19 protein-coding genes and 1 tRNA gene are annotated in these 22075 nt (G+C 68.0%); 13 read left to right on the top strand and 7 right to left on the bottom strand.

What is annotated here, in order from left to right:
* The first annotated feature begins 74 nt into the window (after window positions 1-74).
* The 4 genes from BI335_RS18855 (at window position 75) to BI335_RS18840 (ending at window position 4015) form a co-directional block, all read left to right on the top strand.
* Window positions 75-1481 (top strand): acyl-CoA synthetase, encoded by a 1407-nt coding sequence (locus BI335_RS18855; protein WP_094404619.1) that lies wholly within the window; start codon window positions 75-77, stop codon window positions 1479-1481.
* Between the two features lie 85 nt (window positions 1482-1566).
* Window positions 1567-1821: a BatC protein gene (locus BI335_RS18850; RefSeq protein ID WP_094359348.1), complete on the top strand. Its 255-nt coding sequence runs from the start codon at window positions 1567-1569 to the stop codon at window positions 1819-1821.
* An 8-nt stretch (window positions 1822-1829) separates the two neighbouring features.
* Window positions 1830-3068: a cupin domain-containing protein gene (locus BI335_RS18845; RefSeq protein ID WP_094404622.1), complete on the top strand. Its 1239-nt coding sequence runs from the start codon at window positions 1830-1832 to the stop codon at window positions 3066-3068.
* Window positions 3065-4015 carry a sucrase ferredoxin gene (locus BI335_RS18840; RefSeq protein WP_094404623.1) on the top strand — a complete coding sequence of 317 codons (951 nt, stop codon included), beginning with the start codon at window positions 3065-3067 and terminating at the stop codon, window positions 4013-4015. The genes BI335_RS18845 and BI335_RS18840 overlap by 4 nt, the downstream gene beginning before the upstream one ends.
* Window positions 4016-4202: 187 nt before the next feature.
* On the opposite strand, the gene BI335_RS18835 is transcribed toward BI335_RS18840, so the two are convergent.
* Window positions 4203-4688: a phosphoribosyltransferase gene (locus tag BI335_RS18835; protein ID WP_094432782.1), complete on the bottom strand. Its 486-nt coding sequence runs from the start codon at window positions 4686-4688 to the stop codon at window positions 4203-4205.
* 85 nt (window positions 4689-4773) lie between these two features.
* On the opposite strand from BI335_RS18835, the gene BI335_RS18830 reads away from it, so the two are divergent.
* Window positions 4774-4849: transfer RNA gene (locus BI335_RS18830), tRNA-Glu, on the top strand.
* Window positions 4850-4955: 106 nt separating this feature from the next.
* Here BI335_RS18830 and BI335_RS18825 read toward each other — a convergent pair.
* From BI335_RS18825 to BI335_RS18810, 4 genes are all read right to left on the bottom strand, one after another.
* Window positions 4956-6020: a tyrosine-type recombinase/integrase gene (locus BI335_RS18825; RefSeq protein WP_172421958.1), complete on the bottom strand. Its 1065-nt coding sequence runs from the start codon at window positions 6018-6020 to the stop codon at window positions 4956-4958.
* Between the two features lie 54 nt (window positions 6021-6074).
* On the bottom strand, window positions 6075-6275 hold the full coding sequence (locus BI335_RS18820) for a helix-turn-helix transcriptional regulator (RefSeq protein WP_094432778.1): 201 nt from the start codon (window positions 6273-6275) through the stop codon (window positions 6075-6077).
* A gap of 184 nt (window positions 6276-6459) precedes the next feature.
* A complete protein-coding gene (locus tag BI335_RS18815; protein ID WP_324252841.1) occupies window positions 6460-7959 on the bottom strand; it encodes a replication initiator in 1500 nt (499 codons plus the stop codon).
* A gap of 35 nt (window positions 7960-7994) precedes the next feature.
* Window positions 7995-8471: a hypothetical protein gene (locus BI335_RS18810; protein WP_094432776.1), complete on the bottom strand. Its 477-nt coding sequence runs from the start codon at window positions 8469-8471 to the stop codon at window positions 7995-7997.
* A 121-nt stretch (window positions 8472-8592) separates the two neighbouring features.
* Here BI335_RS18810 and BI335_RS18805 point away from each other — a divergent pair, with 121 nt between their 5' ends.
* The 3 genes from BI335_RS18805 to BI335_RS21215 all read left to right on the top strand — a co-directional run bounded on the left by BI335_RS18805 (window position 8593) and on the right by BI335_RS21215 (window position 11624).
* Window positions 8593-9816 carry a helix-turn-helix domain-containing protein gene (locus BI335_RS18805; RefSeq protein WP_094432773.1) on the top strand — a complete coding sequence of 408 codons (1224 nt, stop codon included), beginning with the start codon at window positions 8593-8595 and terminating at the stop codon, window positions 9814-9816.
* The gene (locus tag BI335_RS18800; protein WP_094432771.1) at window positions 9813-10370 is read left to right on the top strand and encodes a flavoprotein; all 558 of its coding nucleotides are present in this window, start codon (window positions 9813-9815) and stop codon (window positions 10368-10370) included. Before BI335_RS18805 ends, BI335_RS18800 begins: the two co-directional genes overlap by 4 nt.
* A 114-nt stretch (window positions 10371-10484) precedes the next feature.
* Entirely contained in the window at window positions 10485-11624 is a 1140-nt protein-coding gene (locus BI335_RS21215) for a DUF5677 domain-containing protein (protein WP_144009145.1), read from the top strand.
* 714 nt (window positions 11625-12338) lie between these two features.
* Here the strand turns inward: BI335_RS21215 and BI335_RS18795 are convergent.
* Window positions 12339-12980 carry a TetR/AcrR family transcriptional regulator gene (locus BI335_RS18795; RefSeq protein WP_094432768.1) on the bottom strand — a complete coding sequence of 214 codons (642 nt, stop codon included), beginning with the start codon at window positions 12978-12980 and terminating at the stop codon, window positions 12339-12341.
* A gap of 161 nt (window positions 12981-13141) precedes the next feature.
* Here BI335_RS18795 and BI335_RS18790 point away from each other — a divergent pair, with 161 nt between their 5' ends.
* The 5 genes from BI335_RS18790 to BI335_RS18770 all read left to right on the top strand — a co-directional run bounded on the left by BI335_RS18790 (window position 13142) and on the right by BI335_RS18770 (window position 20470).
* Complete coding sequence (locus BI335_RS18790) at window positions 13142-13963, top strand: SDR family NAD(P)-dependent oxidoreductase (protein ID WP_094404627.1); 822 nt, start codon at window positions 13142-13144, stop codon at window positions 13961-13963.
* Between the two features lie 2 nt (window positions 13964-13965).
* Window positions 13966-15093: a DUF5938 domain-containing protein gene (locus tag BI335_RS18785; protein WP_094404629.1), complete on the top strand. Its 1128-nt coding sequence runs from the start codon at window positions 13966-13968 to the stop codon at window positions 15091-15093.
* Window positions 15094-15097: 4 nt separating this feature from the next.
* A complete protein-coding gene (locus BI335_RS18780; protein ID WP_094404631.1) occupies window positions 15098-16681 on the top strand; it encodes an AMP-binding protein in 1584 nt (527 codons plus the stop codon).
* 228 nt (window positions 16682-16909) lie between these two features.
* A complete protein-coding gene (locus tag BI335_RS18775) occupies window positions 16910-17830 on the top strand; it encodes an SDR family oxidoreductase (RefSeq protein WP_094404633.1) in 921 nt (306 codons plus the stop codon).
* 75 nt (window positions 17831-17905) lie between these two features.
* Window positions 17906-20470 carry a glycosyltransferase family 87 protein gene (locus BI335_RS18770; protein WP_094404635.1) on the top strand — a complete coding sequence of 855 codons (2565 nt, stop codon included), beginning with the start codon at window positions 17906-17908 and terminating at the stop codon, window positions 20468-20470.
* Here the strand turns inward: BI335_RS18770 and BI335_RS18765 are convergent.
* Window positions 20457-21818: an SH3 domain-containing protein gene (locus BI335_RS18765; protein WP_094404637.1), complete on the bottom strand. Its 1362-nt coding sequence runs from the start codon at window positions 21816-21818 to the stop codon at window positions 20457-20459. The genes BI335_RS18770 and BI335_RS18765 overlap by 14 nt on opposite strands.
* Between the last annotated feature and the right edge of the window lie 257 nt (window positions 21819-22075).

Raw genomic sequence — 22075 nt, 5'->3', positions numbered from 1 at the left:
CAATCGTATAGGCGCGGTGACCGTGATCCGGGCCCCTGCGGGGGCGGCGGACCCGGTGAGGTAGACATCACTGCATGACTGCTCGTCTGCTGGACGCCCTGATCGCCGATCGGGGGCACCACCCGCTGACCTTCGCCGACGGTTCGCTGAGCCGCACCGAGTTCCGCCGGGCCGCGGCCGCGGTCGCCGAATCGGTCGCCGGGCGGGAGCGGGTGGCGGTCTTCGCCCGACCCACCCTGCGCACCGCGCTCGCCGTGGTCGGTGGCCTGCTCGCCGGCGTGTCGGTGGTGCCCGTGCCGGTGGACTCCGGCCCGGCGGAACTGGCATACCTGCTGGGCGATTCGCAGGCGGAGGCCTGGCTGGGGGAGGCGCCAGAGGATGCGGGCGAGCTGCCGGTGATCGCGGTCGATCCCGACGCCCGCTCCGATGCCGACTTCGACGAACCGGCGGGCAGTGCGGTCGCGCTGATCCTCTACACCTCGGGGACGACGGGTTCGCCGAAGGGGGTGCTGCTGTCCCGGGCCGCGCTGGCCGCCGGCCTGGACGGGCTGGCGGAGGCCTGGCAGTGGAGCGATCAGGACGTGTTGGTGCACGGGCTGCCGCTGTTCCACGTGCACGGGCTGGTGCTCGGCATGTTGGGGCCGGTGCGGGTCGGTTCCGGGTTGGTGCACACCGGGCGTCCCAAGCCGGAGTCGTACGCCGCAGCGGCCGGCACGATGTATTTCGGGGTGCCCACGGTCTGGACCCGGGTCACCCGCGATCCCGAGTCGGCCCGCCGACTGGCCCACGCGCGGTTGCTGGTGTCCGGTTCCGCGCCGCTGCCGGTGCCGGTGTTCGAGAAGCTGCAGGAGCTCACCGGGATCGAGCCGGTGGAGCGGTATGGGATGAGCGAGACGCTGATCACCATCAGCGCCCGCGCCGACGGCGAGAAGCGACCCGGATGGGTCGGCGTGCCGATCGCGGGGGTACGCAGCCGACTCCGCGATGACGACGGCAACGAGGTCCCGCACGACGGCGAATCGATCGGCAACCTGCAGATCACCGGTGACACGCTGTTCAGCGGCTATCTGGGCCGCGAGCAGGCGACCGAGGAGTCCTTCACCGCCGACGGGTGGTTCGCCACCGGGGATCTGGCCGCGATCGACGCCGACGGCTTCCACCGGATCGTCGGCCGGGCCTCGGTGGATCTGATCAAGAGCGGCGGTTACCGGGTCGGTGCCGGGGAGGTGGAGACCGCCCTGCTGGCGCACCCGATGGTCCGCGAGGTCGCCGTCATCGGCGTACCCGATGACGATCTCGGGCAGCGGATCGTCGCCCACGTGGTCGCCGAGGACGGTGAGGTGAGCGCCGAGGAGCTGATCCAGGCGGTCGCCGGGGAGCTGTCGGTGCACAAGCGTCCGCGCGAGATCGTGTTCGTCGAATCCCTGCCCCGCAATGCGATGGGCAAGGTGCAGAAGAAGCAGTTGCTCGAGAATCGCTGAACCCCTTGCCGGGTAACGGATCGGGCAACAGACTGATCCTGCGGCGGTTCCGCCGCAGTCACCCAGGATTCGAGGAGATGTTGAGATGACGGACTTCGCGAACGAGGAGAACAAGGACGACGACCAGGTCACCGGGCTCGGTCGTGCCGATGGCGGTGCTGACGGTGGTGCCGATGGTGGCGCGGACGGCGGTGCCGATGGTGGCGCCGATGGTGGCGCGGACGGCGGTGCCGATGGCGGTGCGGACGGTGGCGCCGACGGTGGTGCCGATGGTGGCGCGGACGGCGGGGCCGACGGTGGCGCTGATGGCGGCGCCGGCGGCGGTGTGGGCCGGAGCTGATCCGGTCCGTGCCTGCTGAACGACCGGCGCTGGACCGACTGCTCGGATCGGCGTCGGCGGGTTTCGCCGAGGAGGTCTGGGGCCGTGCGCCCCTGCTGGTCACCAGCGATGAACGCGCTGCCGGTGACGACCTCAGCGATCTCTTTTCGCTGGCCGCGGCCGACGAGTTGCTCGCCGGCCGCGGTCTGCGGACCCCGTTCCTGAGACTCGCCAAGGACGGGAAAACCCTTCCGGACAAGGATTTCACGACCGGTGGCGGTGTCGGTGCCGGAATCTCCGACCAGATCGACGAGGACAAGGTGCGCCGCCGCTTCGCCGATGGCGCCACCGTGGTGCTGCAGGCACTGCACCGCACCTGGCCGCCGGTCGCCCGGTTGGTGGACGGTCTGTCCGCCGAGCTCGGCCACCCGATCCAGGCCAACTGCTATCTCACCCCGCCGCAGAACCAGGGCTTCGGCGCGCACTACGACGTGCACGACGTGTTCGTGCTGCAGGTGCACGGCAGCAAGGAGTGGATCGTGCACGCCCCGGTGGTCGAGCATCCGCTGCGCGACCAGCCGTGGGCCGAACATCGCACCGCGGTCCAGCAACGGGCCGCCGAGGAACCCCTGCTGCGGTTGACTCTGCGGCCGGGGGACTGCCTCTATCTGCCGCGCGGCTACCTGCACTCCGCGCGGGCGACCGGTGGCATCTCCGGGCACCTGACCCTCGGCGTACACACCTGGACCCGGCACCATCTCGCCGACGCGTTGGCCGACGAGGCGCTGCGGGCGCTGCGCGAGCTGACCGAGGCGCGGGTCTCGCTGCCGCTCGGGATCGAGGTGGACGACCCGGCTGCGCTGGCCGCCGACCTGGACGCCGTGCGGCAGGAGTTCCAGCGGTTGCTGGCCGATCTGCCCGATGAGCGGATCGCAGCGGCCCTGCTGGCGGACGCCCGCAATGCCCAGCGACCGGCAGCGGTGCCCCCGTTCCAGGCCCTGGCGGATGCCGAGGCGCTCACCGATGCGGACACGCTGCGGTTGCGTACCGGTCTGCTGCTGCGGATCGAGGAAGCCGCGGACGGTTCGTCGCTGCGCACCCGCGCCGGTCGCTGCACCGTCGATGATGCGCAGGTCGCCGCGGTACGCCGCCTGGCGAAGTCGCCGGCGGGTGTCGCGGAGCTGCGGGAGGCCACCGGGGTGAGCCGCGACGGGCTGCGTATGCTCATCAGGGAAGGGATTCTCGAGCGCGGGGCGGAGGCGCCATGACGGCCATCGAGGCGGATCAACGGCCGCCCGGATTCCGCTGCTCGACCGCGGCCCGCGACCGGCACGACCAGCGGATCGGTACCGCCCCACCGCAGAACCGCTGGTTCCTGATCGAACAACCGACCGGCTGGGGTGCGACCGCCTGGGCCGGCCTCAAGGTCGAGCCGGCGGTCAAGGAGACCCTGATGGCGATCCTGAACCATGCGAACGCCCGGGTGATGCTGATCCGCCGGCCGGGTCGGGAGACCGACACCATCGGCGATCGCCGGCGCTGGTGCGTGGTCGACCAGGCGGCCGCCGAACCGGTGCGCTGGGGTTGGGCCGATGACGACGCGGAGCTGATCCGGGCCGCCGAGCTGTTCGCCGGCGCGCACCCCGACGTGTGCCGGATCGCCGACGAGCCGACGGCGGCGGGGGAGCCGCGGCTGCTGCTGGTCTGCACCCACGGCCGCAAGGACGTCTGCTGCGCCACCCGCGGCCGCCCGGTCGCGGCCCGGGCGGCGGAGCTGTGGCCGGAGGCGACCTGGGAGTGCACGCACACCGGGGGTGACCGGTTCGCCGGGAACCTGATCCTGCTGCCCGAGGGGGCCTGTTACGGCGGGATGGATCCCGACGATGTCGAACCGGTGGTCCGCGCCCAGCTCGAGGGCCGGGTGGACGCCAGCCATCTGCGCGGGCCGTGCGGGCAGAGCTCGCCGGTGCAGGCCGCCGTGGTGGCCGCGTACGACCGGCTGGGCCCGCTGGCCTGGGACCAGGTGCACCCGCTGACCGAGCAGGTCGACGAGGACGAGCGCTGGACCGTGCTGCTGGAGATCGACGGGGTCGGCCTGGTGGAGGCCACCGGCCACCACGAGATCACCGACAAGAATTTCCTGACCTGCAAGGCCGAACTGCCCAAGCGGATGTACCTCTCGATCGCCGACGACCTCAAACCGGTCGTCGAGTAGGCCGCTTGCGGCCGTGTCGAGACGAACCCACTCACCCTCACGTTCGTCGAGTAGGCCGCTTGCGGCCGTGTCGAGACGAACCCGCCCCCACGCTGGTTGAGCGAGCGAGGTACGAGCGAGTCGAAGCCAGTCCCCACGTTGGTTGAGCGAGCGAGGAACGAGCGAGTCGAAGCCAACCCCCGCGCCCCTACGGCTTCTCGCCCTCCTGGGTCACCGGCGGCAGCGTGGACCACGGGAAGTTGATCCAGCGGTCGGTCCGCTTCCAGACGTAGTCGCAGCTGATCACCGACTGCGGCTTCTCATAGATCACCGCGGTACGGGCCTCGGCGACCTGCTCGGCGAAGAAGTCCCGGACGAGCTGGAGGGTACGCCCGGTGTCGGCCACGTCGTCGGCGATCAATACCTTCATCCCCGCAAGGTCGACGGCCTGTGGCGTCGGCGGCAGCATCACCGGCATCTCCAGCCGGGTATCGATCCCGGTGTAGAACTCGACGTTCACCACGAACGCGTTCTTCACATCCAGCGCGTACCCCAGGCAGCCGCCGAACGGCAGGCCGCCGCGGGCGATGGAGAGCACCACGTCGGGGTGGAAGCCGCTCTGGTGCACCTCGGTCGCGACTTCGCGTACCGCCACACCGAAGCCGTCGTAGGTCAGGGTCTCGCGCTCGGACATGGAGACATCATGCCGGAGGTATCGCGTTGGCCGCTTCGGGCTCGCTGCCCTATGCTGGTTCGGTCCGCGGCCCAGCCTCGGACAGGTCCCCTTCGTCTAGCGGCCTAGGACACCGCCCTTTCAAGGCGGCAGCGCCGGTTCGAATCCGGTAGGGGATGCCACTGGAAACAGCCCGTTGACTAGGGGCGATGCACTCGACAGGGGAGCGTCGCGAAACGCGGCCACCCGCTCGGGGACACACCAGGGACACAGCTACCAGGGACACAGCTACTCACCGCCCAGCAGCGCATCGAGCCGGTCCACCGCCGCATCCGAGCCGTCCTGGAACAGGCCGCCGTAGCGGGTCAGGGTGAACGCGACGCTGTTGTGACCAGCCCACTCCGACACCTCTCGCACGTTGCACCCGGCCGCGACCAGGATCGCCACGAAGCTGTGCCGCAGCCCGTGGAAGGTCAGCCCCGCCAACTCGGCCGCCTGCACACTCGGCCGCCAGACCCGGTTCCCGAACGTGCCACGGAACAACGGACCACCCGCCTCGGTGGTGAAGACCAGCGCATCAGGCTCCGGCGGCACGAAGGCATCCAGGTGCAGGTCCACCCGCGCCATCACCGACCGCGCGATCGGCACCACCCGCCGCGAACGCCGGGTCTTCGGCTCCTGGTCAAGCAACACCCGACCGTGCACCTCGACCGCCGTCGCTGACACCGTGATCCGCGAGCGCAACACATCGATGCCGGAGCGTCGGAGCCCGACCGCCTCACCCCAACGCAACCCCGCGTACGCCCCCACCAGCACCAACGCCCGATACCGCTGCGGCATCACCGCAACCAGCCGCTCGACCTCCCGCTGAGTCAGATACCGCGACGGCCTGGCCCGCTCACTCGGCAGCGGAACCCGCGCCGCCGGATTCACCGCAATCCGCCGATCCTCCACCGCCGCATCCAGACACTGGCGCAACGCGAACACCGCCTTACGAACCGTGGCAGCCGACAACCCGCCCGCCAACAGATCGGCCACCCAAGACCGCACCTCGCCGTTGGTGATCCGCATCAGCGGCAGATTCCCGAACCGGGGCAGCACCTGACGTTTCATGGTCGTCTCCAACCGCGCCCGGGTGGTCGGCCGCAGGTCATGCCGCGTCGGCACCCACTGAGCCGCCCACTCCGCGAACCGCACCTCACCGCGTCGCGGATCGTGCCAGGTCCCATCGGACAGCGAGGTTTCGAGGTGCGCCTTGCGCCGCTCGGCGTCGATCAGCCGGCCGAAGGTCTCCGAATGCTCGCGCCCGCCCGCATCGCGATAGCGCACCTTGTAGCGCGCAACCTGCCGCACCCGACCAGACACCTCCCGGCGCGGCACCTTGCGCCGTTCGATCGAGGCCACAGCTCAGGCTGCTTTCCGGATCGGATCGGCATGAGCCTCCAACCACTCATCGACCGCCGACAGGCGGTATCGCACATGCCGACCGATCCGATACCCGCGCGGCCCCTCGCCCCGATACCGCCACTCATAGATGGTCCGCACCGGTACGCCAAGCAGCTCGGCAACCTCCTGCACTGACAGCAAACGATCCAACGACTTGGCCATGATCTGCGCTCCTTTGGGGGTTCGTCCTCGCCGGGATTGTGGAGGTGACTGGGCTTCGGCCCGCCAGTCAAGGGCACTTCGTGTCACTTCGTGATTCGCTTCGCTCACCCTGGACAGGCGATCCGAATCCCAGGGATCGGCAGCTATCCCGGCGAGGCCGAATCCTGGCCGCCCCGGTTACCGGTCACGGTGGCTGCGCGGCAGTTGCCGAAACATTCCCGGCTTGTTTGGCTAGTTCGTACTGGGTCCGCCAACGGATCTTCTCCGCGATGGAGGCAAAGATCACCGCCACGTACTCGGTCGGGTCGGGGTGCTCGCTGATCCACACGAACCGCGGCAACCCATCACCGGACAACACGGTCGCGGCCAGCCGCTCGGTCTCCGGCGCGACCACCCCGGCCGCCAACAACGCTTCGCGGACCACGGTGGCACGGTCGGCTTTGTGGTCGCCCAGGGTCTTGCCCGACCACTGCCGCGAGACCAGCACCCGACGCCCGCCCAACCCAAGGTGTTCCCGATCGTGGGCCTTACCCCGGCAACGGCCCGGGAACTGATCGGCGCGCGCATGCTGGGGTTGCACGCCGTAGCGCAGCCAGTTCGCACAGCGCGGCGAACAGGGCAGGTACCTCAGCTCGGCCACCAGCCGGGCGATGTGCGCCTCCCGCCCCGGGTCACCCTGATCGCCGTCGTCGTCGTGGTCGGGGTCGCGGTCGAGAGGGTCGGAGATCGCTTTGGTCAGGTACTTGGTCAGATAGCGCACCGCCCGATCCGCCTCATCGGAGGGGGCGATGATCCCGCGCATATCGGCCTGCGTGCCGAACCGCATCACATGCACCGGCTCCGCAGCCTCATCGGCCAGGGTGGCATCGAGCGCGTCCGCCCAGCTCGGCAACACCGCACCGGTGGCCGGGTCCACATAGTCGGTGCCGTCCCACACCGGCAACCGATCATCGGGATAGACCACCGTGTCACACGGCGGCCACCACACCTGAACGTAGGTGGCCCCGATCACCTGCCGCAGCACCCGCCGAGGCACCGCACCCCGGACCGCGGCGTGCAGGTGCGGAGCCAACCGGGATTGGGGTTCGATGCTGGCGAAGTACTGGACTTTGAACCCCGCACACCGACGCAGGTTCTGCCAGAACCGATCCACCAACTTCGGAAAATGCAACGCATCCAACGCCGCCCGCCGATAGTCATACCCACCCGGATCCACCGGAAGCCCGCCACGCACCCGGCCGTAGGAGCCGAGAGTGAGGGTGAGGAACATCGAGGGCCGATAGGCCCGCCCGTCCGGGGTGGTGAACACCCGGCCCACCGTCCGATCCTCAGCCGGGCGTTTCGGCAGCGAAGCTGCATCGGTTCGCCGCCTGGTCGAACGAACCCGCCGACCACCACCAGCCTGTTCGAACCCGTCCTCATCGTCGCGGGTTTCCTGTGCTGGTGGAGAATCCTCGCTGCTTTCGGCTGTCGTAATGTCGGGTTCGTGGGCGCGGTGCCAGCCCTCGGCGCACTGCTGCATTCGTAACGCCCGAGCTTTCTGCGCACACGGCGGGCAGACGGTTTCCCGGGTCGCACCGCACGGCACCGGTATCCGTTGAGATTCGCCAGTGTCGCGATCCAGCACCCGCCGAATGATCGGGCGGACACAGACCCGATGCGCGGCTGCCAGATCCCGGGCCACCTCCGGCCCGAGTTGCAGCAGCGGCAGCGGAACGCTCACCGCCCGGTCTCCGGGTGGATCGCCTCCAAATTCTCGGTCAACCGGTCCAGCACCTCGCTCAACCGGGCCAACTCCGCACGGCAGTCCTCCCACTCCGACCCCGGCGCTTCGACCTGACGCACCGGCCGCAGGCCCGCGAACTGGCAGAACCGCACCTGCACCGCCTCCGAGGCCTCCGACAGGAGTGCATCCAGCACCCGCTGATGCCGAGGGAACGGCTTGCGAGCGGCCATAAGCTGCCACCGTTCCACCGTCTTCGGGTGCACCTCCGCCCGCTTGGCGACTTCCTCCTTCGTCAGCCGAGACGCACGCATGAACGCAGTCACCAGCTCAGGAGTCCACCGCTCCACAACCGGAGCCTGATATCTACCCGTTGCTGGCTGCCGCTCCCGCAACATCCTCTGAGATTCGCTCGAACCCTGGTTGTGACGCGATGCTGTCTGTTGGCGGGTGGGCATGGTCGTGATGGTCATGTCGGCTCTCCTTCTGTGGGGTGTTCGATGCCGTACGCCTAGTGAATGCCTGTGCGCGACCGAGCACCCGGACAAACCGTCCGGGTGTCCATGCCCGGGGTGCCGGTTTAGGCTGGTCGGCATGAGAGGAGCCGGTGACGCCTACAGCGTCGGTGAGCGGATCGCGTTCTACCGACGCCGCCGTGGCCTGACCCAGCGCGTGCTGGCCGATCTCGTGGGACGATCCGAGGACTGGCTCAGCAAGATCGAACGCAACGAGCGCGATATCCGCCGGCTGGATGTGCTCACCGAGCTGGCCCGCGAGCTGCGCGTGAACCTCGGTGACCTGCTCGGGCAGCCTGTCTTGGTCGAGGACGAGGAACCATCCCAGGACGACGTTCCAGCGATCAGGGAAGCCCTTATGAGCCATCGGCGGCTGTGCCGCACGCTGTTCGGTGGCGTCACTGCGCGACCGGTCGACCTGCGCCATTCGGTCCATCTCACGGAGGCGAGCTGGCGCGACTACCAACAGGGCCGAATCGGGAGGGTGATCCAGGCGCTGCCGGGACTCATCACGACCGCTCAGGCGCTCGAAGAGCAGGCCGAGGGTCCGCAGGCTGCCGATGCGTGGCGGGTGTCCGCGCGGGCGCACCATCTGGCGGCCTCGACTCTGTCGAAGATCGGTGAGGCCGATCTGGCATGGATCGCGGCCGAGCGAGCCATGAGCGCGGGCGAACAATCCGGTGATCCGCTTGCCCTGGCATCCGCCGCCCGGGCCGGTACGCATGCGCTGCTGTCGGTCGGTCGCTACGACGACGCGCTGAATCTCGGTAACACCGCCGCCGCGTGGCTCGAATCGCAGCCCGGGGCCGATGATCCCGAAGCGCTGAGCCTGTCCGGCATGCTGCGTCTGCGTACCGCAGTCGCAGCCGCCCGCAATCAGGACCGGAGCCTGACCAAGGACCTACTCGCGCAGGCCGAGACCGCCGCCGACAAGCTCGGTCACGACGCCAACCACTGGTTCACCAGCTTCGGACCAACCAACGTTCGGCTGCATCGACTCTCGGCAGCCCTTGACCTGGACGATGTGGCTTACGTCCTCGAACACGGTCCCCGGGTCGCCGCCGAGGGGCTCCCCGCTGAGCGTGCCGTCACCCACGATCTGGACATGGCGCGAGCCCACAGCTACACCGCCCAGGACGATGACGCGCTGGATCGGTTGCTCGACGCCGAGCAGAAGGCGCCCCAGGTGGTGCATCACAGCGCCAGTGCACGGGAGACGGTCAAGGCCCTGCACCGTCGCGCCAAGGGCACCGCCGATCCGAAGCTGACCCGGCTCGCGATGAGCTGCCGCGCCATCGCATGAGTCACATCGCAGTCGTCGCCTCCGGTGCCGGGGGAGTCGAAGAACTACGCGAGCAGCTCATCAAGCCGTTGATCGAGTTGGGTCACAGCGCCGCCGTCACACTCACCCCGACCGCAGGCCATTGGCTCGAATCAACCGGTGAGGTTGCGGCGTTGGAACAGGCAACGGGCTACCCAGTGCGCTGGAAATCCCGCCTGCCAAGCGATCCGCGCCCCCATCCGCAACCAGATGTGATCGTGGCCGCGCCGTGGTCGGCGAACTCCACCGCCAAGCTCGCCCTGGGAATCGCAGACAACCAAGCGCTCACCTTCATCTGCGAATCCATGACGCTGGCGCCGACCATCGTCTTTCCCAGAATCAACGCCGCCCACGCCCGACAGCCAGCCTGGACCAGCCACATAGAAGCACTTCGATCCGCCGGCCTGCACCTCATCGAAGGCCGCGACCTCTGGCCGCTCCACGAACCACGGCAGGGGCGCAACCCGCTTCCCTGGCCTCAGATCGTCGCCCTAGCCAACGGCTTGGCCTCTACTGACGAATCCACCTCTAAGTAATCAAGGCGCTCGCTGCGCTCGCGCAGCCGCTGCGGTCCGGTCCTCGCTCCGCTGCGGTCCGGTCCTCGCTCGACTACCGCCGTATACTGACACATCGACTGATTAGGGGCGAGTATGGACTATCACGATTATCGCGCGATGATTGGCGAACGAGCGCCGAATCTGGATCGGGCCATCTCGCAGGTGGCCGAATCACAGGCCCTTCTAGTTGGCCAGATCCTTACTCACGCGGCCACCCATATCGCTCGCCGTATTGTCACGAATCAGTCAGTTAATGACTTCTTTGCACTTCTGTCTGAAGTGCAACAGGGGAATGGTCGATCAGCCATACGCAGCGCGCGGTCGCTAGTGGAACTTTCCATAAACCTTCACGCAATTGCTTCGGATGATCATGCAGCAGACCGGTATTACGATCACCTCGATCTCGCTGCCATCCTGCTCGCGGACTTGAAACCCGGCCTGAATCTGCTAGAACGCAGACGGCGCAGATCCTACAAGCACAGGCTGGCTAAGGGAACTCAAGCAGCAAGAAGCCGATTCGCGTCGGCCGAAAAGAAATACGGTTCCGGATTTAGGCGAGGATGGGCTTCCGACAATCTAAGGGAGCGGGCGAGAAACGCGGGTCTGACCGATTTATACGAGTATTACAGACTGGCCTCTTTGGTGACTCACGGCAGTGCAGGCGGCAGTCTTGGCGTTATAAAGCACAGGCCGATCGAACCTAGGTACACTTTTAGAACCGGCCCTGCTCTGGAGCTAGTGCCGATTGCACTGCTTGCTGGCATTCAGGCATACCTAGCGCTACTGCGAGGCATCTCGCGCTTTCGTCCAGATCTGGATCTTCAGCTCCAGACCGACGATTGCCTAAAGCTGCTTTCTATCTGGCCGGAGGTGTATGAAGCAGTCTGTAAAATCGACTCGACTTTGTGGCCGAAAAATCGAATACCCGGGCCGACTGCCGTGCTGGCCGTACACAGGTCAGGAAAACGGATGCGATACTATCTGCATGTCCCTGCTTCTAGGTCGCTTTGGCCGTCCGAGTCTCCAACAAATCTAACCGAACCCGCCCAGGCCAGCATAGAGGAGTTCCTCGAGCGTTTCTTGGCTGATCCGGATATATATCTTCCGGCAGGTGGAGATTGGCTTACAATCGGATTGCCTGATGTATCTGTGTCGCCGACGGGCCAGCCGCCGATCCCCGACAACTCGCTTTTGATTCGATACGATGGAGATTGGCTCGTCAATACTAGCTGATTATTGGCCCCTGGTGGTGCTTGAATAGAGGAATCGCCTACTCGACCTCGTCGCGACTCTCAGGGCAGCAATCCGTAGCGTCTCGCCTGAGTCTCCTGCATCGGTGTGCATAACTGGGTGACTGGCGCAGCGAGTCTTGGCACACGAATAGGCACTTCACGCACGGTCTGATCGTGACACACCCGCCGCCGAGGTGCGGCCCTGTCGAGTTTCCAAGCAGGCGGCAGTGCTGGTCGCCCCCGCGACCAAGACGTGCGCCCGGGACACGAGCGGGACACACGCCGCCCGGATTCACCCCGTACCACCCCGAACCAGCACGTAGTCACAGCGCGGGTTTCCGCCGCGCGGACCCTCCCAGGAACCCCTCAGGCCACCCTTTCAAGGCGGCAGCGCCGGTTCGAATCCGGTAGGGGATGCCAGTACGCCTCGATCCTTGAGCGAAGAGTCGAAGGGTCGCCGCTCCGCGCAGTCAGTTGCCACCCCGGAGTCCGAACGCCAGGACATGCAGTAGTCCGCGGAGTCCATGATCAAACCCAGTGGGACTGGGTTTCGGTGTGGTCAGATTTCGACTAGTGCATGTCCCAGCGCATGGCTTCGAGCTGAGTGGTTGGCGTACGGGCTCATCTCGACACGGTCGCTGCGCGACCTACTCGATGAGCGTGAGGGGCGGTCGCTGCGCGACCTACTCGATGAGCGTGGGCATACCTCGCTCGCTCAGCCAGCGGGCGTGCGCGGGATCAGCAGGTCCAGGGTGGTGCGGGCGCGGTTGGTGAGGGTTTCGATGACCCCGGGCTTGTCGGAGTGGTGGTCCAACAACGCCTGCTCGAAGATGCCGTCGAGGAGGGCGTACGCGGTCTGGTGGTCGACCAGCGCCTCGGTGCCCGCCAGTTCGCAGATCCGGTCCAGCACCCGGCCGACCATGGTCGCCAGGCTGTCGTCGATCGCCTCGACGGCGTCGCGCAGTTCGGGGGTGAACATGCTCTGGGAGCGCAGGTCGTACCAGAGCCGGTGCATCTCCGCCTCGCCGAGCAGGCTCTCCACCAGCTTCGCCGTGAACCGCTCCCGCAGTTCACCGTCGGTCTGGGAGGTCTCGACGATCTCGTCGTAACGGTGCACGCACTGGGCCTTGTAGTGGCGCACGCAGTAGACGATCAGCTCGGTCTTGTCGGCGAAGTAGTAGTGCACGACCCCGTGCGAGAACGGTGAGTTCTGGGCGATCTCGCGCAGGCTGGTCCGCGCATATCCCAGCTCGCCGAGCGTGGCCAGGGCCGACTCGGCCAACTCGATCCGGCGCCGCTCGCTCTTGTCGACGCCCCGATCGGCGCGGGCGGCATTGCTCGTCGTGGTCGCGGTCATCAGCCTCCTGTCGATGCGCCCGGGTCGGGTTCGGGCAGGCCTCCCCCAATGTACGCCTGCCCGAATCCTTGACAACTGTCCAGAAAACTCTTGACAGTTGTCAAGTCATCGGGCAGCGTGTGGCTCACATCACACCCACCGGCAGAGCAATGGAGCACGCGATGGCAGACACAGCGACGGCAACGAAGACCAGCAGCGGATACGACCTCAGTGGGCGCCGGGCGCTCGTCACCGGCGGCGCCCAGGGGCTCGGTGAAGGGATGGCCAAGGCCCTCGCTGCCGCCGGCGCCCGGGTCGTGCTCGCCGACGTGCAGCCCCAGGTCGACCAGACCGCGGCCAACCTGGGCGAGGGGCATGGCGCGGTCCAGCTCGACGTCACCGACGACGCCGGCTGGGAACGGGCGATCGAGGAGACCATCAACCAGCTCGGCGGCCTGGACATCCTGGTCAACAACGCCGGCATCGAGATCACCAACCTGATCACCGAGGTCAGCGCCGACGAGATCCGCAAGCAGCTCGAGGTCAACATCCTCGGCACCGCGCTGGGCATCAAACACGGCCTGCGCGCGATGCGCCCCGACGGCCCGGCCGGAGGCGGTGGGTCGATCATCAACGTCTCCTCGGTCGCCGCCACCATCGCCTTCCCCGGTATCGCCATCTACTCCGCCACCAAGGCCGCGGTGGACCGGCTCACCCGGGTGAGCGCCATGGAGGCAGGAAAGCTCGGTTACGGCGTACGCGTGAACGTCATCTATCCCGGTCTCGTGCCGACCGCGATGGGTGCCGGGTTGGCCCAGGACGTCGCCAGCATCGGCCTCTTCGAGTCACCCGATCAGGCCGTCGCCGCGGTCGTCGACCAGACCCCCGCGGGCCGGCTCGGCGCGGTCGAGGACATGGCCGATGTGGTGGTCTTCCTGGCCTCCGATGCAGCGCGATTCATCACCGGGGCAGGGATTCCGGTCGACGGCGGAATGGGGATGTGACGATGAGTGACAAGCCTGTCGTGGTCTACGGTGCCTCCGGTTACACCGGTCGGCTGGTGTGTGAATATCTGCGCGAATACAACGTTCCGTTCGTGGCCGCCGGTCGCAACGAGGAGAAGCTGGCCGACTCGATGGCCTCGCACGTCCCCGGCATCGAGACCGCCGACTACGAGATCCAGACCGTCGAACACTCCGTCGACGCGCTGACCTCCCTCTTCGACGGGGCGAAGGTCGTGCTGAACACCGTCGGCCCGTTCAGCAAACACGGTCCCGAGGTCGTGGAGGCCTGCCTGGCCAGCGGGGCGCACTACACCGACACCACCGGTGAGCAGGACTGGCTGATCACCTGCGACGAGAAATACGGTGCCGACTTCGCCGCGGCCGGGCTGTTGCTCTCACCGGGCATCGCGCAGATGTACACCACCGGAGAGATCGCTGCCCAGCTCTGCCTGGAGACGCCCGGCCTGGACACCCTCGACGTGGCCGTCTTCTGGGGCGGATCGCCGACCATCGCCTCCACCCGGACCATCCTCGTCAACGCCGCCACCTCCAAGGCGCATTTCCTGCAGCAGAACGAATACGTCGAGTTCGACCCCGATCAGGGACTCGTCCCACTCGTCGTACCCGGGCAGCACGAGCTCGCGCTTTCCCTGCCCTGGGGCGGAACCTCGCATCCGGTCTGGTTCAAACACGACCCCCGAGTCGCCAACTGCAAGGCCCAGGGCGGAGTCTTCAATGCCGCACTGATGAACGGCGTACCGCAGATCGTCGCCGGGGCACTGGAGGCCACCAAGGACATGAGCGAGGAGGAACGCGACGAGGCCCTCACCGCGACCGCCGCCCAGGTGATGAACGAAATGCCGCCGCGGGAAAACCCACGCCTGAACAAATCCCTCGACTCGGTGTACGCCTCCGGTCCGCTCGGCCGCGCTCACTGCGTGATCCACGGCAACAGCAACTACAAGCAGACCGGACTGCTGCAGGCGTACGCCGCGTATTCCCTGCTCCAGCAACCACCCCACCGCACCGGCTTCGCCTCCGGTTGCCAGGCGTTCGGGCATCGCGAACTGCTCGGCACGCTGCGGTCGTTCGGGCTGGTCGCCGAACCGGTGCTCACGGTGCAGGCCTGAACCCATGCGGCTCGTCGACTACCTGGACAAGGGGGCATCACTGGGTCCCGACCGGCCCTGCCTGACCACCGACGGCGAGTCGATGTTGTACGCCGAGGTGCAGGAGTTGTCGTGGCGGATCGCCGATGCCCTGTACGCCGCAGGGGCGCGGCCCGGGTCGAAGGTCGCGATCCTGTCCGGCAACGACCCGGTCGCGTTCTCCGGGGTCTTCGGCATCTCCCGCGCCGGTTGCGTCTGGTGCCCGATCAACCCGCGCAACGAGGCCGCCGAGAACCGGGACCTGTTGGAGCTCTTCGATTGCGAGGTGCTGATCTTCCAGGCCGCGTACGCCGACCTGGTGGCCCAGATCCGCCCCGACCTGGCCGCCGTGCACACCTGGGTGTGCCTCGACGGCCAGGTCGAGAGTGCGCTCGGCTGGGCCGAGTTCCTCGACGCCGGTGACCGACCGGCCCCGCAAGCAGACATCGCCGCGCCCGTTCAGGTACGCGGGCGCGGCGGTGTCGTCCAATCCGACCCGGCTGACCCCGCGGACGACCTGGCCCTGATCGCCGGTACCGGTGGCACCACCGGCCGGCCGAAGGGGGTGATGCTCACCGGGCACAACCTTGAGACGATGAGCGCCATCACCCTGATGAGCTATCCGTTCGAAGGGCGGCCGGTCTATCTCGCGCTGGCGCCGCTGACCCATGCAGCCGGGGTGCTCTGCTTCCCGATTCTCTGCCTGGGTGGGGAAATCATCATCATGCGTCGTCCCGACGTGGCGGAGTTCCTGCGGCTGATCGCCGCGCACGGGGTCACCCACACCTTCCTCCCGCCGACGCTGATCTACATGGTGCTCGCCGCCGACGAGTTGGATGCCACCGACCTGTCCTCGCTGCAGTGCTTCTGGTACGGCGCGGCGCCCATCTCGGTGACCAGGCTGGCGGAGGCGCTGCGCCGGATCGGGCCGATGGCGCAGTTGTTCGGCCAGACCGAGGCACCGATGATGATCTCGACGATGGCACCGCGCGATCACTTCGGTGCCGACGGCGAGATCGCCACGGACCGACTCGCCTCCGCTGGCCGACCCAGCCCCCTGGTGCAGGTCGGCATTCTGGCCGAGGACGGCTCCCTGCTGGGAACGGGGGAGCGCGGTGAGATCGTGGTCCGCTCCTCGCTGGTGATGCGCGGCTACTACAAGAATCCCGAGGCCACCGCGGAGGCGAGCATCGACGGTTGGCACCGGACCGGTGACATCGGCTACCTCGATGACGACGGTTTTCTGTTCATCGTCGACCGCGCCAAGGACATGATCATCACCGGCGGCTTCAACGTCTATTCCAGCGAGGTCGAACAGGCGCTCTTCGCGCACGAGTCGGTGCAGGACTGTGCGGTGATCGGCCTGCCCGATGAGAAATGGGGCGAGCGGGTGGTGGCCGTGGTGCAACCCGCCGCCGGACACCAGGTCGATCCCGAGGAGCTCAAGGCATTCGTGAAGAGCCGGATCGGCTCGGTGAAGACCCCGAAGCAGATCGAGGTCTGGGATGACCTGCCCCGCTCCAAGGTCGGCAAGATCGTCAAACCCGACATCCGGGCGCGGTTGGGTTGAGCAACCCGGCTGCGGAATCTGCGGCTCGATCTGCGACACGCCGTGGAATGGGGTCGGTTGGTGAATCGAGCCGCAAATTCTGACGGGCGGGCTTCGACTCGCTCGTACCTCGCTCGCTCAGCCGGCGTGGCTTCGACTCGTCGCTGCGCTCCTCGCTCAGCCGACGTGGGTAGGACGCTGCGCTGCGCTCGCTCAGCCGGCGTCATGCGGCCCTGCTACAAATGAAACATGTATATGGTGCCCGCCCAGAGCGGACGTCGGATCGTGATCACCGGGGCCAACAGCGGCACCGGCAAGGAGGCCACCAAACGGCTCGCGGCCGCCGGCGCCGAGATCGTGATGGCCTGCCGCTCCGCCGAGCGGGCCGAGGCCGCCCGCGCGGAAATCCTCCAGCAGGTCCCCGGCGCCAACCTCGAGATCAGGCTGCTCGACCTGTCCAGCCTGGCCAGCATCCGCGCCTTCGCCGATGAACTGGTCGCCGACGGCCGGCCGCTGCACACCCTGATCAACAACGCCGGTGTGATGACCCCGCCGGAACGGCTCACCACCGCCGACGGCTTCGAACTCCAGTGGGGCAGCAACTTCCTCGGCCACTTCGCGCTCACCGTCCGGCTGCTGCCCACCCTGCTGCAGGCCGAGCGGCCCCGCGTCACGACCATGTCCAGCGGCATGGCCCAACTGGGTTCGATCAACTTCGCCGACCTCGACTGGCAACGCAGCTACCGGCCCGAACGGGCGTACGCCCAGTCCAAGCTCGGCAACCTGCTGATGGGCCTGCAGCTCGCGAAACTCTCCACCGAGCGCGGGTGGCCGCTCACCTCGACGATGGCGCACCCCGGCTACACCCGCACCAACCTGCAGTCCGCCGGTGCGGCCCTGGGCGGCAGCCGGCGCAGCACCCTGACCAAGCGGATGACCGATCTCAACGTGCTGCCCGCCCAAGAGGTGGAGACCGGCACCGAGCCGCTGCTGGTCGCCGCCGCCGACCCGGCCGCGGTCAACGGCGGCTACTACGGACCGGGTGGCCGGTTCGGGCTGGTCGGCTCGACCGCGCCGACCAAGCTCTATCGCAGCACCGAGGGGCCCACGCTGGCGAGCTCTCTGTGGGCCGTCGCCGAGGCCGCCACCGGGACCAGCCTGAACCCCTGAACCGGCCGGTCAGGGCCGAATCGCTGACCCATCGAATCCCCGGCCGGGCTGGATCGGCCGTGCCATGATGGCTCGGTGGTGCAGCGGCAGGAGATCTCTCGGGTGGGCCAGCGCGCGCTGACCCGGCTGGGCCCTGCCCGGGACTGGGCTCTCCAGGTGCAGCCGACCGGCCCCCGGCCGACCTGGCAGCGCCGCGGTGCGTCCATCTTCGGGCTGCTGCTGCTGGCCTTCGCGGCCAGCTGGGTGATCAGCCGTGGTGGCACGTTCACGCCCTGGCGCCCGCAGCTGGTCGAGCTGCACACCATGCTGGACGCCTCGGGCCCGTTGCTGTCGGGCAAACGGATGTACGACCCGGGAACCCCGTTCCGGCTGACCCCGTTCGCGGCCCTGGCCGCCAGTCCGCTGAGCCTGCTCCCGTGGCCGCTGCTGGAGATCGTCTGGGGGCTGCTCAACGTGGCCGTGGTGGCGTTCGCGCTGCGCCGGATCCCGGTGCTCGGCTGGCGGGTCGGGCTGGCCGGGGTGATCGTGTTGAACACCGAACCGGTTCGCACCGCGTTCTCCCTCGGTACGCCACTGCTGATCCTGGTCGGGCTGATCGGGATCGATCTGATCTCCCCGACCGGCCGCTCCCGCTGGGGTGGGGTGGCCACCGGTCTGGCGATCGCGGTCTCGCCCTATCTGGCACCCTTCCTGCTCGTGCTGGCCGCCGCCCGACGGCGCCGCGCTGCACTCGTCGGTCTCGGCGTCGCCACCGCCTGCTCGCTTGTGGCGCTGCTGGTCTCCCCGGGGGCGACCGCCCGCTGGTTCCGGATCGCGGTACCGGAGCGGCTGATTCCCGATCCTGCTGTGGTGCTCAACCTGAACAACCAGTCGATCACCGGCTCCCTGATGCGCTGGGGGACACCGGCCCTGCTGGCGGTCGGGGTGGCCTGGCTGACCGCGCTGCTGCTGCTCGCCGCCGGTCTGCTGCTGGCTCGGCGGGGGTACGCCTGGACCGCGGTCGGGGTGGTCGGCCTGGCCGTCACTTCGGTCAACTGGCTGGTCTGGCCGCACGAATACATCTGGCTGGCCCCGCTGGCGGTCGCGCTGCTGCTCCGCGGACTGCCGGCGATCGCCCGGATCCTGGGCGCCGCGCTGGTGGTCTGGGCCGGGATGCGGCCCTGGCGGGTCATCCAGGAGGGCCATGAGGCCGAGGATCCGCCCCTCAGCGCCCTGGAGAAGTGGACGGCCAACGGCTCCGCGCTGCTGCTGATCGCCTTCGCTGTCCTGATGCTCACCCTCGAGCTGGTACGCCTCCGCGCCGAGCGCCGGTCGAGCGAGCGCCCGCCGGTCGATGCCAGCGCGGCCGGTGACCCCACCGAGGCCTTCGCGACCCGCTGGATCGGTTGGTGGGTCCCGCTGCTGGCCGCGATGTGGCTCGCCGGATCCTTCTTCCGGCCGGAGTCCAGCTTCATCCCGTGGCGGCCGCTGATGCCCGACTTCGACGTCTACACCGTCGCCGCGCGCACCCTGTTGCAGGGCGGGGACATCTACAACATCCAGGGCTGGCCATTCCTCTATCCGCCGTTCGCCGCGGTCCTGGCGCTGCCCACCGGGCTGAGTCTGGACATGCGGACCGTCGGCATGTTCGTCATGCAGGTGCTCAACGTGTGCGCCTTCACCGCGGTCGTCTGGCGGATCGGCGTACGCGGTTGGCGCGCGCCGGTGCTGGTGGCCGCGGCGCTCTGTCTGATCGGCACCCTGGACGCCGACATCAAGATGGGCAACATCCACGGGCTGATGGTGGCGCTGATCTTCCTCGATCTCGCGCCGGGGCCCGGCGTGCTGCGGCGAATCCTGCCGGTGAAGCGATTCCCGCGGTTGGACCGGGAACGGTTGATCCCGATGGGGGTGCTGATCGGGTTGATGACCGCGATCAAGATCATCCCCGGGCTGTTCATCATCTATCTGCTGCTCACCCGTCGCTATCGGGCCGCGCTGGTCGCGATCGGCACCGGTGCCGCGGTCACCCTCGGTACTGCGCTGATCCTGCCCAGTCAGACGATCCAGTTCTTCCGGTTGCTGCTCGGCGGCAAGATCGGTGGTTACGCCGCCGGCCCGCTGGTGCACTACCAGGGTTTCGTCAGTGCCATGCAGCGTTTCGTCGGGTACGCCGACAGCACCCGCATCCTGCTGACCCTGCTGGGCATCGTGATCGGCCTGATCGGCTTGTTCGCCGCCGTCCGCTGGCACCGGGTCGGCCAGGAATGGCTGGCGCTCACCCTGTGCGGTGCGGCCACCATCCTGATCTCCCCGCTGGCCTGGAACTACTACTACCTGTGGCTGCTACCCGGTGCGCTGATCGCGGCCCGCCAGTGGTGGTTCTCCGACCTGGGTCAGCGGGTCGAGCTGCCGGATACGAACGCAACGGCGCGATTGCCTGCCACCATTGGATTCCTGCTGCTCGCCCTGGCCCTCTGGCAGGCCTTCCAGTTCCATCTGGCGCTGCCGTCGGACAACAACATCGAGTTCACCTACAACTTCTGGCACAAGCTCGCGGCCGGTTTCATGCCGTTCGCGACCAGCATCCTGCTGCTCGTCGCCATGTTCAACAACCGCCCCTGGCGGGCCCGCCGCGCGGAGGTCGTCAGCGAACCGTGATGTGCACGTGGTCCTTGTGGTTGGCGGTCACCGAGCCGCGATCGGCCATGTAGCGCCAGCCCTCCGAGGATCGGGCCACCGAATAGATCCGCTGGTTGTGGATCACATACTCCACGTTCAGCCGGGTGGCGTTGGCGCGGATGTAGTCGGCGACCCGCTGGCCGAGTGCCGCATCGGTGTAGGTCATCGCGTCGATGGCCCGACCCGAGGGGTGATCGGGGATCGAGTCCGGGCGTACCCCACCGTAGGAGCGGATCTCGGGGAACTTCGCCTGCAGTTCGGCCAGCACCTGCCGCGAGTTCGCGGTCAGCCCGGCGGCGCCGACCACGTTGGCGGAACCACCGCCACCGCCGACCGGACCGGGTGCGGTGTCGCTCAGATACTTGGCGGTGACCCAGCGGGCCGCACCGTTGTAGACGATCTGGGCGCGGCCGTTCTCGACCCGCCCGGTGACGTCCAGGCGGGCCCCGGCGGGTGCGTCCCCGTAGCTGGTGAACACATCGCCGGACCCGGAGCGCAGGATCAGGGCGGTGGTGGCGTACTTCTGGCCGACGACGGCGGGCAACCCGCTGGTCGGCGGTTTGCCGACCGTCGAGGTGCCGGAGAGGTAGCTGCTGTTCACCCAGCGCACCGCGCCTTCGAAGACGATCTGGGTGCGTCCGTTCTCGGTGACGCCGGTGAGCTGCAGCACGGTGCCGCGCGGCACGTCCTTGATGTTGGTGAAGACCGCGCCGGAGGTGGTGCGGATCATCAGTTCGGCGGTCGCGGTGGCCGTGCCGACGATCGGGGGCAGGCCGGGGCCGGGGGAGGGTGCGGGGGTCGCAGGGCTGCCGGAGAGGTACTGGCTGGAGACCCAGCGGGTCTGACCCTGGTGGCGGATCTGGGTGTAGCCGTTGCTCTGCACGCCGGTGCTGTCCACCCGGGTGCCCTTGGCGAGCACGGTCACCACGCGGTAGCTGATACCGGCGCCGGTGCGCACGTTCAGCGCGGCGGTGGTGTACGCCGAGCCCTGGGCGACGGTGTTGCCGGCTGGCTGCTGCCCGATGCCCTGGGCGTTCAGATAGAGGTCGGAGACCCAGCCGGTGCCGCCGCGGTAGCTGATCGGCATCCAGCCGTTCTTCGCCGGGCCGGTGGAGTCGATCCGCGCACCGGTGGGCAGGCCGCCGATGATCGGGCTGTTCAGGCCGGGGCCGGAGCGGACGTTCAACCCGCCGTTGGCGCGCACCGTGAAGGGGTCGGCCTGGGCCGATCGGCTGGCGGCGACGCTGGCGACCAGGCCGCCGCTGGTGAGCAGAACGGCAGCGCCGCCCAGGGCGACCACCGCCCTGACATTGCGCAGGACGTTCACGATGTTCCTCCCCGACGGCCTTCCCCAGCCGTCGCGTCAGTGGCCCGGTCCCTTCCCCAGGATCGGGTCGTCCCAGGCGGCCCGGCGAGCGGCTCACTGTGAACCCGTCCGCAACAGCAACCTCAGACTGCGCAGGACTTTATCCACGACTCAGAATCCTCAGCAATCGATCAGAGGAACTTTCGTCCCGAGGGCAACTCGACACGCCGTGTGCGGGTGTAAAATTACAATGATGTGATTTGTCGGGTCGGATAGGT

This window comes from Enemella evansiae, assembly GCF_002250705.1.
Lineage (GTDB): Bacteria > Actinomycetota > Actinomycetes > Propionibacteriales > Propionibacteriaceae > Enemella > Enemella evansiae.
Note: the sequence above shows the minus strand (reverse complement) of the source record. Positions and strands in the feature narration are given on the sequence as shown.